Source organism: Pantoea sp. SYBGC1 (genome assembly GCF_057197005.1).
Genome location: NZ_JBXUNM010000002.1, coordinates 153,615 through 165,481 on the forward strand (window position 1 = coordinate 153,615; position 11,867 = coordinate 165,481).

Annotated in this window: 11 protein-coding genes; 2 read left to right on the forward strand and 9 right to left on the reverse strand. The window is 58.6% G+C overall.

The window, feature by feature from the left end; genetic code table 11:
• Positions 1-3 precede the first annotated feature (3 nt).
• Positions 4-1,122: a lactonase family protein gene (locus AC2CF9_RS06185; protein ID WP_484556516.1), complete on the reverse strand. Its 1,119-nt coding sequence runs from the start codon at positions 1,120-1,122 to the stop codon at positions 4-6.
• A 263-nt stretch (positions 1,123-1,385) separates the two neighbouring features.
• Here AC2CF9_RS06185 and AC2CF9_RS06190 point away from each other — a divergent pair, with 263 nt between their 5' ends.
• Positions 1,386-2,024: a LysE family translocator gene (locus AC2CF9_RS06190; protein WP_484556517.1), complete on the forward strand. Its 639-nt coding sequence runs from the start codon at positions 1,386-1,388 to the stop codon at positions 2,022-2,024.
• A 40-nt stretch (positions 2,025-2,064) separates the two neighbouring features.
• On the opposite strand, the gene AC2CF9_RS06195 is transcribed toward AC2CF9_RS06190, so the two are convergent.
• The 5 genes from AC2CF9_RS06195 to AC2CF9_RS06215 all read right to left on the reverse strand — a co-directional run bounded on the left by AC2CF9_RS06195 (position 2,065) and on the right by AC2CF9_RS06215 (position 8,301).
• On the reverse strand, positions 2,065-2,832 hold the full coding sequence (locus AC2CF9_RS06195; protein WP_484556518.1) for an N-acetylmuramoyl-L-alanine amidase: 768 nt from the start codon (positions 2,830-2,832) through the stop codon (positions 2,065-2,067).
• 270 nt (positions 2,833-3,102) lie between these two features.
• Entirely contained in the window at positions 3,103-3,903 is an 801-nt protein-coding gene (locus AC2CF9_RS06200; protein ID WP_484556519.1) for an inositol monophosphatase family protein, read from the reverse strand.
• 14 nt (positions 3,904-3,917) lie between these two features.
• Complete coding sequence (locus AC2CF9_RS06205; RefSeq protein WP_484556520.1) at positions 3,918-4,979, reverse strand: ABC transporter ATP-binding protein; 1,062 nt, start codon at positions 4,977-4,979, stop codon at positions 3,918-3,920.
• On the reverse strand, positions 4,976-7,198 hold the full coding sequence (locus AC2CF9_RS06210; RefSeq protein WP_150017080.1) for an ABC transporter permease: 2,223 nt from the start codon (positions 7,196-7,198) through the stop codon (positions 4,976-4,978). The genes AC2CF9_RS06205 and AC2CF9_RS06210 overlap by 4 nt, the downstream gene beginning before the upstream one ends.
• A gap of 74 nt (positions 7,199-7,272) precedes the next feature.
• Positions 7,273-8,301 carry an ABC transporter substrate-binding protein gene (locus tag AC2CF9_RS06215; RefSeq protein ID WP_150017079.1) on the reverse strand — a complete coding sequence of 343 codons (1,029 nt, stop codon included), beginning with the start codon at positions 8,299-8,301 and terminating at the stop codon, positions 7,273-7,275.
• Between the two features lie 210 nt (positions 8,302-8,511).
• On the opposite strand from AC2CF9_RS06215, the gene AC2CF9_RS06220 reads away from it, so the two are divergent.
• Complete coding sequence (locus AC2CF9_RS06220; RefSeq protein ID WP_150017078.1) at positions 8,512-9,546, forward strand: LacI family DNA-binding transcriptional regulator; 1,035 nt, start codon at positions 8,512-8,514, stop codon at positions 9,544-9,546.
• A 20-nt stretch (positions 9,547-9,566) separates the two neighbouring features.
• Here AC2CF9_RS06220 and AC2CF9_RS06225 read toward each other — a convergent pair whose 3' ends face one another.
• Genes AC2CF9_RS06225 through AC2CF9_RS06235 form a run of 3 tightly spaced genes read right to left on the reverse strand, consistent with a single transcriptional unit; the run spans position 9,567 to position 11,824 of the window.
• A complete protein-coding gene (locus AC2CF9_RS06225) occupies positions 9,567-9,974 on the reverse strand; it encodes a DUF2000 domain-containing protein (protein ID WP_040113600.1) in 408 nt (135 codons plus the stop codon).
• Positions 9,975-10,007: 33 nt separating this feature from the next.
• Entirely contained in the window at positions 10,008-10,865 is an 858-nt protein-coding gene (locus tag AC2CF9_RS06230; RefSeq protein ID WP_150017077.1) for an AraC family transcriptional regulator, read from the reverse strand.
• Positions 10,866-10,921: 56 nt separating this feature from the next.
• Positions 10,922-11,824, reverse strand: coding sequence for a LysR substrate-binding domain-containing protein (locus AC2CF9_RS06235; RefSeq protein ID WP_150017076.1), 903 nt, complete (start codon positions 11,822-11,824; stop codon positions 10,922-10,924).
• Positions 11,825-11,867: the final 43 nt, after the last annotated feature.

The window sequence follows — 11,867 nt, forward strand, 5'->3', positions numbered from 1 at the left end:
CGCTCAGGGACGTTCTGTGGTCACAAATTTGATATCAGTTGGCGTGGCAATTTCTGCCGCCTTCCCTTTCGCCTCCAGCTTGCCGCTCTCTTCGTCGAAAGAAAACAGCGAAATGGCGTTAGTAAAGACATTGGTCACATACAGATAGCGGCCGGTGGCGTCGAAAGCTAACGCCCGCGGCTCAATGCCGCCTGCAGGGTAGCGCACGGGCGCCTCCGGCTTGCCGTCGCGCCCAATCCGGAATACCAGCAGATGGTTGTGCGAACCGCGGTTGGACACAATCAGGAATTTGCCCTGCGGACTGAGCATGATTGCGCCGCCGCTTCTCTGATCCGCCGTGGCGTTATCGGGGGCTATGTCCGTACTCGCGATGCGTTCCGGTTTTTCTCCCGTAAACCGCCAGGTTTCGACCACCGCTGCCATTTCTGCAATGACCCAGGCGTAGTGACCATCGGCTGAAAATACCATATGGCGCGGCCCGGCACCGGGTGAAAAGGTCATGTCGCGTGCCGGATCCGGCTGCAGCGGCGTGGCTGAATGCGCGTCATAGCGATAAGCATAAAGCTTGTCACCCCCCAGGTCAGCGGCATAAAGCGTCTTTCCATCCGGCGTAAACGTGACTGAATGAGCATGTCCGCTCTCCTGACGCTCGTCCACGACGCCGCTGCCTTCAGCAAACGGAAAGTGCTGCACCGGCGCACCCAGCGATCCATCCTGATTTACCGGCAGTACGGCAATGCCCGCACCGCCTTTATCACCAGAATAGTTGGCGACCAGCAGATAGCGGCCATCGGGGCTGAGCGTAGCGTGTGTTGGCTCATCGCCGTGGCTGGCAATGGTGTTAATCACTTTTACGGTGCCATCAGCCGCAACCGACAGTGCGGTTACGCTGCCCGCTTTCTCTTCGTTGGTGGTATACAGAAAGCGCCCGTCGGCAGATTTCACCAGCCATGACGGACTCTTCATCTTTACCACATCCAGCGGGGTAAGCGTGCCGTCGCGGTTTAGCTTCAGCCGGTAGAGCCCTTCGCTTGGCTGCGCCGGTTTTTCAGCAGCCGGTGCATCAGGCACGCTGGTCCAGGTGCCCACCAGGGCAATTTGATCTTCGCTATTTTGTGCCATTGCGTTTCCCCCAAAAGTAAAAAGAGCCAGTGACAGTGCTACGGAAAGCGGCGTCAATGCGCCGGACGCAGCGGATTTGAAAGATATAGACATCGTTATGTTTATCCTGCAGACCAGAGGTGTGATACAGCGTAGTCAGGAAACGGGCAATCTGGCAACGATTCTGCAAGCCGTCTATAGGAGTTAGTCAACAATCTGATTCTGCGATTAACACTGCCTGCCAGAGATGATTTAATAGCTTTTTTACTGCCCGGGACGGAGCCATGTTGCCGTTTTCAAATGGATTTTTGCTTAGCCTCTCCTTATGCCTCGATATTGGTCTTGCCAATATCGCCATGCTGACCCTGGCGATGCAGCGCGGTTTTCTGCAGGGTTTCTGGCTGGGTGTCGGGACCTGCATCGGTGATTTGATCTATGCCCTGCTGGCGCTGGCGGGTATGGCTATGGTGCTGCAATTTGCGCCTGTGCGCTGGGCGTTATGGATTGGCGGTGGCCTGCTACTGATCGTGTTTGCCGGACGTATGCTTTACGCCGCGCTGATAAAGTCTGTTGCCATGCCGGCAGCCGAAACCGTCCCCCGCCAGCCGCTGTCACGGGAATTCCGCCGCGGAGTGATACTGGCGATGTCATCGCCTGGCGCCATTCTCTGGTTTGCCAGCGTGGGCGGCGCGCTGATTGCGCGTATGGGTAATCAGGGAGCAGGTGCCACAGCAGAATTCCTGAGCGGCTTTTTTATTGCAGGTTTACTCTGGAGCGGTGTGATTTGTCTGACCGGCGCGCTGGGCGGCAAAATGCTGGGTGAGAAGCTGCTGAGGCTCTCTTATCTCGCCTCAGCGCTGATTTTCTGCTATTTCGCGGTGTATGTGATCTACTCCGGGTATCAGGAGTTTGTCATATCCTGAAGCGTGCTCTGCCGCTTGCTGTGCGGCAGAGCAGCGCCTGTTAACCAGCAAAATATTTATCTGCCAGCGCATAGAGGATTGCCGCCGTTTCTGCATCCATTACGCCCGCATAATCCTGCTGACGAAAATGCAGCTGAAACGCCCTGACCAGCACGCGATAGCCGTGAGCGGACGCAGCCTCCTGCGTGTTATAGCCATATGTTTTAAATTTGCTGATGATTTCATTTTTATCCGGCAGCGCGGCAGCAAAACGTTCCATATACATCTGTTTCGTACTTTCATCATACCAGGCACCTATGCCCGCTTCATATAATCGCTGCCACGGAAAGCTTGCGCCCGGATCGCTTTTACGGCCCGGAGCAATATCGCTGTGCCCTACTACCTGCGTAGGTGTAATATCGGGATAGCGCTGCAGAATATTATATGCCAGGGAAATTATCGCTTCGACCTGACTGTCGGGATAAGGAGGGAAAATAAATCCCTCACTGCTACTTTTAGCCTCATTTACAATTTCTATACCGATGGATGAGTCATTAATATTTGTTCGTCCGGCCCATGTGCTGACGCCGGCATGCCATGCGCGCTCGTGCTCATCCACCAGGTTAAATACACGTTCATCGGTAAATCCGGCGTCAATATATGTTTTGTCTGTAAAATCGGGCACCAGATAGTGGGCGCTGACGGATGCGCCCGTTAGCGCATTTACTGAGCCGTTAAAATTTAATGCAGTGTAGTGCATAATAAGAAAGCGTACGCGGCGGTTAAAGCCTTTTACAGAACGATAGCTGTTATAATCAATTTTAATCATGACATTCTCCTTTTCGTGTAAGAGAATTCATTTTAATAATAGTAATATTAAATAAATTTTAAACAGGTTATTATGGTGACAATTTTATACAATATCATTACAATAGATATTTCGCGCTATTCGGCATCTTTTAATATACAAATTCCTGTTTACCCTTTATTTCAGAAAAATAGCCTGATGAAACGGATATTTACCGATGCCGTATGCTGGCATACCAGAATTCTGGTTGCGCTAAAAACGGATGCAGTAATGTGCATCCGCTTATAGTAGTTACACGCCGGCAATCTGTCTGAGCTCTGCTTCAGCGCCTGGCGCCACTGCCAGCACCTGCGCGCCTTTCAGCAGGCGATCGCCCTCGGTATTAAACGGGTGATACCAGCCTCCCGCCTCTTTCACCAGGCAATATCCCGCCAGACAATCCCAGGCGTGCATATAGGGTTCAAAATAGCCTACCACCCGTCCTGCAGCGACCCAGGCCAGCATCAGCGCGCCTGAGCCAATACGGATAAAGTTGCCGCCCGCCGCCAGCAGCGACGCGAGCAGCCTGCCCACCTCTTCCGGGCTGACGTGGCTGTTTGCACCAAAACCCGTAACGTGATTCTGCAAAGTGCGTGCGGGATCAACCTGCAATATTGTGCCATTCAGCGTGGCGCCAGCGCCGAGGGAGGCGGCATAACACTCTTCATAAACCGGCGCATAAATAATGCCAACCACCGGTATTCCCTCATGCAGTACGGCCACCGACACGCACCAGTTAGGCATGCCGTTCAGAAACGGGCTGGTGCCATCGATAGGATCAACTACCCAGGTATAACCTGACGAACCCGGCTGCAGCCCATACTCCTCTCCCAGAAAACCATCCTGCGGAAACCGGAGGCGGATCTGCTCTGCTATCAGCTGCTCCACTTCACGATCGGCGCGGGAGACCACATCCTGCAGATCGTACTTCGTTTCCACCACCAGCGAATCGCGCTGCCGGAACCAGGCCAGAGCCTTTTCACCTCCCGCCCGCGCAACCTGCTCAGCCAGCTCCCGTCGCGCCTGTAGCGCACTGCTTAATGTTTCACTCATGACGCATCCTCTTGTCAGCCGGCAATCAGAGCCAGCCCCTGTGGTTTGAAATCGACGCCGACCCGTGCAGCCAGCGGCAGCTGCTGCTCCATCTGCGCATCGACGATAAACAAGGCGCCCAGCTCAGTGGTCACTTCATATTCAATATGGTCGCCCAGCCAGGTGCAGTGCGTGATCTCTCCCGTCAGCGCGCCGGCGCGGTGAGCGCTGAGCGTAATAAACTGCGGGCGCACGGAGAGACGGGCGGTGCCGGCGCGTACGCCGTTATCCGGCACGCGATAGCGCTGATTTCCCAGCCGGATCAGCGCCTCACTCGCTGTGACCTGTTCAACTTCGCACGGCAGGATATTCGCCTCTCCCATAAAATCGGCAATAAACTCTGAGGCCGGATTGCGGTAAAGCGTTTCCGGCGCGCCCTGCTGAGCGATATCCCCCTCTTTCATGACGATGATTTTGTCGGATACCGCCAGCGCCTCCTCCTGATCGTGCGTGACATACACTGCCGTAAAACCAAGCCGCTGCTGTAAATCGCGGATATCGGTCCGTACCCGGCGGCGCAGCCGTTCATCCAGGTTAGAAAGCGGCTCATCCAGCAACAGCACCTGCGGCTCCAGCACCAGCGCGCGCGCCACCGCAATGCGCTGCTGCTGGCCGCCTGACAATTCTGATGGCAGGCGCTGCCCCTGACTCTCCAGTCCTACCAGCTTCAGGCCTTCACGCGCGCGATCCTGCGCCTCACGCTTCGCCATCCCGGACGACTGCAGCCCGTACATGATATTTTCCAGCGCGCTCATGTGGGGAAACAGCGCGTAGCTTTGGAAGACCATCGCCACATCGCGTTCGTTAGCGGGCAGATGGGTGACATCTTTACCGCCAATCAGTATCCGTCCGGAGGTAGGATGTTCCAGCCCGGCGAGCAGGCGCAGCGTCGTGGTTTTACCGCAGCCGGAAGGACCCAGCAGCGTCACCAGCGTACCCGGCTCCACGGTGAGCGAGAGATCCGGCAGCGCGTTAAACCCGGCAAAACGCTTAGTGACGTGTTCAAATACAACGGAACCTGCTTTGATGGCACTCATACAGCACTCTCCTGCGTTAAGGATGGAGCAACGGGTGGAGCGGCGACATCCACCGGGCGCGCCACGCGGCGCAGCCGGCGCTCACCCACCAGCCACTGGAACAGGCCGATAATCAGCAGCATGACAAAGATCAGTACGGTGGAGTACGCGATAGCCACGCCATACTCTCCATTCTCTACCAGGCCAACGATGTAGGACGTCGCCATGTTGTACTGCGCGCTGACGAGGAAAATCACGGCGCTGATGGAGGTAATCGCGCGTACAAAGGCGTAGACCAGCGCGGCGCTGATCGCCGGTTTCAGCAGCGGCAGTACCACTTTGCGCAGCGTGCGGAAACTGCTGGCGCCCAGCGTCAGCGACGCTTCATCCAGGCTTTTATCAAGCTGGCTCATGGCGGCAATGCCGCCGCGCACGCCTACCGGCATATTACGGAAGACAAAGCAGGCGATCAGGATCATCGCCGTCCCGGTGATCTCCAGCGGCGGCAGGTTATAAGCCATAACATAGCTCACGCCGATAACCGTACCGGGAATGGCAAAGCTCAGCATCAGCAGAAACTCAAACGTCTGCCGTCCGGCGAACTTCTGGCGCACAATCAGCCAGGCGGTCAGCAGCCCGACAATTGCGGTGAGCGGCGCGGCGATCAGCGCTATCTCCAGCGTGGTCCAGAAGGAGTTCCACGCCACCCCGCTCCACAGCAGGTGTCCGTCGCTGATGCTCACGCGGAAAGCGCGCACGTAGTGCTCAACCGTCAGCGCACTGTTCAGGCCCCACGACTGCACAAAGCCTCCGACCAGAATCATGCCGTAGACCACCAGGGTAAAGAGGCCCCACGGGATCACCAGCCCATAGACGCCGCCGCGCAGCAGCCGCGGCAGCTGGCTGTGCTGGCCACCATCCCCTTTGCCGGTCACGGTGGCAAAGTTTTTGCCGCCCAGCCACAGGCGCTGCAGCACAAAGGCCGCCAGCGTGAAGCAGAGCAGGATCATCGCCAGCACCGCCGCCCGGCTCGGATCGTTCTGGGCGCCTACTACCGAGAAGAAAATTTCTGTCGAGAGCACGCCGTGGCTGCCACCCAGCACCATCGGGTTGCCAAAATCGGCCATGCTTTCGATGAAGCTGATCAGAAAAGCGTTTGCCAGGCCCGGCGCCATCAGCGGCAGAGAAACGCGGCTGAAAGTGCGCCAGCGATCGGCACGCAGCGTCTGCGACGCCTCTTCCAGCGAGGGGCTGACGCCCTCGGCTACGCCAATCAGCACCAGAAAAGCGATGGGTGTAAAAGAGAGCACCTGCGCGATCCAGATCCCGGTCAGGCCATAGAGCCAGCGCCCGGGTTCTATGCCAAACAGCGCGGCCAGATGTTCTGTTACCACCCCCGAACGGCCAAACAGCAGGATCAGCGCCAGTCCGATAACAAACGGTGGCGTGATAATGGGCAGAATGGTCAGCATGCGCAGCGCTTTTTTACAGGGCAGCGGCGTGCGCGTGGCGGCGAGGGCAAACGCGAGACCCAGCAGCGTGGAGCCGGTCGCCGTCATCAGCGCCAGCCAGAGCGTGCGCCAGGCTGTCCCGCAGCTGCCGCCCGCCAGACAGGAGAGGCTCCAGATTGAGGGGTCCTGCAGATTAGCTAACAGCCCATCGGGCTGAAAGCTGCCGTCAACGTCCTGCACGGAGACCACAAACATACTCAGCACCGGGTAGAGCACAAATACGCTGACCAGCGCGGTGATCAGCACCAGCGCCGCCACAACAAACGCATCCCCTCTCAGCACGCCGCGCTCGGCCAGCGCAAAGGCGAAAAGCAGCAAGAAGGTGGTCAGCAGTAAAATTGCGCCTGCGCCCATTGCAGGCTGCCCCTGTTCCAGCGTGCCAAACTGATTCTCCAGCCACAGCCAGCTCCAGCCGCTGTAGCCAATGGCGTGACCTTCAATAATCAGAAACAGTACGCCCAGCGCGCTGAAAAGCAGCAGCAGCGCGCTGCGCTGCCTGACCGGCAGCAGGCCACTGACACCGCACAACAGCCAGAGCGTCAGCGCCCCCCACAGCCACGGATGTGCAGCAAGCTGCCACAGCGCCGGCGCGCTGGCCTCATCACGCCAGAGCGACAGGATCCAGCCGGTATCAAAAAAACCCGCTTCCAGGCTGTACCAGGGCAGCAGCGTCAGCGCTACAACCCCCGATAGCAGTGCGCCTGTCAGACGGCGATTATGTGCATTCATATAACACCTCGAACGGGAGGGAGCGGACTGGCACGATCTGCACCAGCCCGGAATATCTGTCTGCAGACGTGGATTTACTGCGCACCAGAGCCGATCTCTTTATCCCAGCGGCCGAGCAGCGCTTTACGTTTGGCCGTATCGCCATAGGTTTTGAAGTCGTAATCGATCAGTTTGATATTTTCAAAACGCGGCGCATATTCTGAGATTTCCGCTTTGCGGTTAGAGGGCAGCTGGAATGACTTCGCCTCTTTCATATGCGACTGCGCCTCTGCGCTGAGCGCCCAGTCATACCAGACTTTGGCATTCGCCAGATTGCGTGCGCCTTTCACAATTGACATCGAGCCGATTTCGTAGCCGGTGCCTTCACACGGCGCAACGGTTTTTATCGGGAAGCCATCAACCTGCATGGCGACGGCATCGTGCATAAACACAATGCCGACCGTCGCTTCACCGCGCGCTGCGGCTTTCACCGGTGCCGAACCCGACTTGGTATATTGTGAAATATTGGCATTGAGCTTTTTCAGGTAATCGAAGGCTTTATCCTCGCCCATGATCTGTACCAGCGTGGCCAGCGTGTTGTAAGCGGTACCGGAGGAGTTGGGATTGGCGATCTGAATTTCGCCCTTAAAGGCCGGGTCAAGCAGGTCGGCCCAGCAGGTGGGTTCTTTCAGTTTTTTCTCTGCCAGCAGTTTCGTGTTGTATCCCCAGCCCAGCGCACCCGCATAGATCCCCACGGTGCGGTAACCCGCATTTTCCGCCTGTTTCTGCGCCCACGGCTGCTGCTGATCGAGCAGCGGTGATTTGTAGACCTGCGTCAGTCCTTCCGCCGCCGCCTGCATATGGGGATCGCCGGTGCCGGCCCACCAGATATCGGTACGCGGATTACGCGCTTCACTGCGCAGACGGGCGTAGGCTTCACCAGCTGACAGCCGCACCATGCTCACTTTGATGTCAGGATGGCTCTGGCTGAAGATACGCGTCATCTGTTCGCACACCACCACATCCGCTGAACAGATCATATTGAGATTGCCCGCGGCTGAGGCGGTTAGCGGCAGGCCAGCCGCTGAGAGAGTGAGAGCAACGGCAAGGGATAGGGTTCGCATAGTAGTCTCCTGTCGGGCAGAGGGTGCGCATTAATTATTATTTGCACGTGTGTGCAAATTAGTAACGGACAGAAAATAGGCTGTCAAACGCTGCGCTCTGCAATTGACTGCCCGTGTCACAAAAATGCAACATTTATGCTCAGGGATAATTTGCACAGCTTTGCAATTTGCGGCAGACTCAGTTATGCGACGGGAGTTGAGGACGTACTAATGCAAAACGATAAAGCGGGCGTCAGCGCGCAGGATGTGGCAGCGCGGGCCGGTGTTTCGCGGTCGGCCGTTTCGCGTGCTTTTACGCCGGGTGCCAGCGTCTCTGCTGCTACGCGGGCCAGAGTGATGAAAGCCGCAGAAGAGCTGGGGTATCACGTGAATCATCTGGCACGCGGCCTGGTGCGTAACCGCAGCGGTATTGTCTGCCTGATCGTCTCAGAGATCGCCACGCCCTACCGCGCGACGCTGGTGCGCTGGCTGACACAATTTTTGCAGGAGGCGGGTAAGGTCGCGATGGTGATCAATACCGATCGCTCTGACAGCAGCGTGTCGGCCGCGCTGCTGCAGGCGATCAACTTCCGCGCCGACGCGTCGATCATCCTGTCAGGCATGCCGGACCGTGCCATCACCGCCCAGTGCTACCGGCACGGGCAGCGCATCATTCTGATTAACCGCGATGAAACCTTGCCAGGCTCGCTCAGCATTCATCTGGATGCGCAAAGCGCTGCTGAAACCGCCGTTATGGCCTTTCAGCGCGCGGGCTGCCGCCATCTTGCCTTTGCTAACTCTCTGGCCGGTACGCCCAGCCTGCAGAAGCGCGAAGCGGCGTTTCTGGCCGTTGCGGATGCCGCTGGTCTGCACGTCACCGTTGAAAGGTTTGGGACAACCTCTTATGAGAGCGGACAGATTCTGGCACACCGGCTACTGACGCGCGCGCAGCGGCCTGATGCGATATTCTGCGTAACCGACCTTATCGCCTGCGGCGTAATGGATGAAGCGCGTCACCGCTTCCGGCTGCAGGTGCCGGACGATCTCTGCCTGTTCGGCTATGACAACATTGCGCAGGCGGGCTGGGCGTCCTATAACCTGACAACCTTTGCACAGCCGGTAGAGCAGTTTGCACGTGACGCCGTGGCCTGGCTTAGCGCCACGGAATCGGGCGAGCACGACGCCTCCGGTGCGGATGGAGAGCCGCCCGCGTCGCGTCTTTATCAGGCAGAGGTGATCTGGCGCGGCTCGGTGCGTGGCGGATGACGTTGCGTCAGCCGGGCTGACTACTCATGCAGCGCCAGCCCTTTGATCGCTTTGTCGACCGCTTTTTTCGGGCCAAACAGCGCCAGGCCAACCAGGTTCATCTCCTGCGCGTTTTCTGCCAGAAACACCTCGCGGTTGGCCGCGTCGTTGCCGGTAGAAAACATCGCTTCTACGTAGGGTATCAGCGTCAGTTCACGCTCCAGCCCCTGGCGATGTGCGCGCTGCAGGCCAGCGAGATTGCCGGAAAATACCCGCATCGGCTGTCCGGCGATCCGGCCATAGTGACGTCCCTGCGCGTCGATGTAGGGTTCCCCCAGCATCTCCGGTGCCCCGGCGGCGAGGCCGGTGGCGATAAACGCCACCACGTTCAGACGCTGCCAGGTGGCTAAATCATCGCGTACGATCAGGGCAATTTTAGTGTCAGACATGGCTTAACGCTCTCTTTCAGAAGGAAAACGCTATCATTCCTGATGCGGCGGTGCGCCGTATAGAACGTTTGTGCACGCCCGCTGATAGGCCGCCGGCGTCATATGCCAGGCGCGCCGGAACCAGCGGCCAAGATGACTTTGATCGGCAAAACCGGTCCGGGCAGCGACCTCAACCGGCGCCACGCCCTGCGCCAGCAGCGCGCGCGCCGCGCGCAGCCGCAGGCGTACCAGGTAAGCGTGCGGCGTCTGACCAAACGCCTGCCGGAACTGGCGCGTCAGGCGAAAGCGATCCAGCCCGGCCAGGCGTGAAAGCTCGTCGAGTCCGATATCCTGCGCCATAAAATCATGCAGATAGTCGCGCAGCAGCAGCATCTGACGCTGTGCCGCCGTTTCAGGCCGCTCCGGACGCCGCTCAAGATGCCGCGACAGAAGTGTGATCAACTGCTCCAGCGTCTGATCGCGCGCCAGACGCCCTTCGCGCTGATGAATGGCATACCACGCCTCTTCAGTGGCGCGGGCAAGCTGCACGTCGTCGGTCAGCGTATGCCGGAATGCGCCGCCGATCCGGGCAATATCCCCCTGCCCGCGCTGCTGCATCATGTCAGCCACCCACGGCTGCGGCAGGTAAAGCATGACATAGGTAAAACCCTCAGCCTCCGGCGCGTGGCCATCGTGCACCGCGCCCGGTTCAATGAGGATGACGCGGCCGGGGGTACTGGTATGCAGCGCGCGGCGGCAGTTGAAGCGCTGCAGTCCCTGCCGGGTTACCCCGACCAGCAGCTCATCGTGATCGTGTGCGTCGTAAGCGTGACCGCTGAAGTGGGCATTGATACTCTCAATGCCGGTCTCCTGGTCGCGTCGCAGCTCAACCCAATCTTTATTTTCTGACATAGTCTGGTCCCTTCCGGCAGCGGTGCAGATTATCTGGCTACAGCGTGCGGGTAAAATCAGGCGGCAGCAAGCGCAGTGAGCCACTCTATCAGCGCCCGGGCGTCGGGCTGCTGCAGTGTACGCTGCGGCCAGGCGAGATAGTAGGGCTTACTGAGCGGCAGGCTAAAGCTGTCTGCGATAATCAAATCGCCCCGCGCCAGCTCAGCGGTAATAAGACGCCGCTGGCCCAGCAGCAGCCCGGCACCCGCAACCGCAGCATCTATCGCCAGCGACGTGAGGTTAAAAGTGAAAGCGGGCTGCGGCGCGGGCTCGCCATAGCCGCGCGCCTGCAGCCAGCTTTGCCAGTCCGGCAGGAAACGTCCCTCATTGCCCCAGTCAAGATGGATCAGCGGCGCCTGGTTAAATAGCCGCTCGCCCGGGAAGCGCTGCAGCAGCGCCGGGCTGGCTACCGGCAGCACCTCGTCATGAAACAGCCGCTGTTTCTCCAGCTGCGGATAGCGATCGTCTCCGAATACGATGGCGAAATCAGCCGGCGTGGCGCTGAAATCGACCTGCGCATGGGTGCCATGCAGGCAGAGGTCGCTCGCGGGACAGGACGCGCGCCAGTGGTTTAGCTGCGGCATCAGCCACTTTGACGCCAGCGCCGGCAGTGCGTACAGGGTCAGCGTGGGCCGGCTGGCCGCCTGGCGCAGACTGAGCTGCCCCATCCGCAAAATATCAAACGCTTCTGAGACATAGCGCAGATAGGCCCGGCCGCTCTCTGTCAGCATGACTCCGTTTTGCGTGCGCACAAACAGAGCGTGACCCAGCAGCGTCTCCAGCTGGCGGATCTGCTGGCTGATTGCCGCCGGCGTCAGCGCCAGGTGCGCGGCTGCTTTTGCAAGACTGCCCAGCTCTGCAGCAGCTTTGAACGCGAGAATAAGGCTGATTTTTGGCAGACGCGAAGCACTGACGGACATTAACGTTTCCTTAGCAGGGCAGTAATGATTTATCGTTACGCAT

What these genes read in the sequence shown, in the direction of transcription:
- AC2CF9_RS06185 (WP_484556516.1), bottom strand. Translation starts at nt 1,122, where the DNA reads ATGGCACAAAATAGCGAAGATCAAATTGCCCTGGTGGGCACCTGGACC.
- AC2CF9_RS06190 (WP_484556517.1), top strand. Translation starts at nt 1,386, where the DNA reads ATGTTGCCGTTTTCAAATGGATTTTTGCTTAGCCTCTCCTTATGCCTC.
- AC2CF9_RS06195 (WP_484556518.1), bottom strand. Translation starts at nt 2,832, where the DNA reads ATGATTAAAATTGATTATAACAGCTATCGTTCTGTAAAAGGCTTTAAC.
- AC2CF9_RS06200 (WP_484556519.1), bottom strand. Translation starts at nt 3,903, where the DNA reads ATGAGTGAAACATTAAGCAGTGCGCTACAGGCGCGACGGGAGCTGGCT.
- AC2CF9_RS06205 (WP_484556520.1), bottom strand. Translation starts at nt 4,979, where the DNA reads ATGAGTGCCATCAAAGCAGGTTCCGTTGTATTTGAACACGTCACTAAG.
- AC2CF9_RS06210 (WP_150017080.1), bottom strand. Translation starts at nt 7,198, where the DNA reads ATGAATGCACATAATCGCCGTCTGACAGGCGCACTGCTATCGGGGGTT.
- AC2CF9_RS06215 (WP_150017079.1), bottom strand. Translation starts at nt 8,301, where the DNA reads ATGCGAACCCTATCCCTTGCCGTTGCTCTCACTCTCTCAGCGGCTGGC.
- AC2CF9_RS06220 (WP_150017078.1), top strand. Translation starts at nt 8,512, where the DNA reads ATGCAAAACGATAAAGCGGGCGTCAGCGCGCAGGATGTGGCAGCGCGG.
- AC2CF9_RS06225 (WP_040113600.1), bottom strand. Translation starts at nt 9,974, where the DNA reads ATGTCTGACACTAAAATTGCCCTGATCGTACGCGATGATTTAGCCACC.
- AC2CF9_RS06230 (WP_150017077.1), bottom strand. Translation starts at nt 10,865, where the DNA reads ATGTCAGAAAATAAAGATTGGGTTGAGCTGCGACGCGACCAGGAGACC.
- AC2CF9_RS06235 (WP_150017076.1), bottom strand. Translation starts at nt 11,824, where the DNA reads ATGTCCGTCAGTGCTTCGCGTCTGCCAAAAATCAGCCTTATTCTCGCG.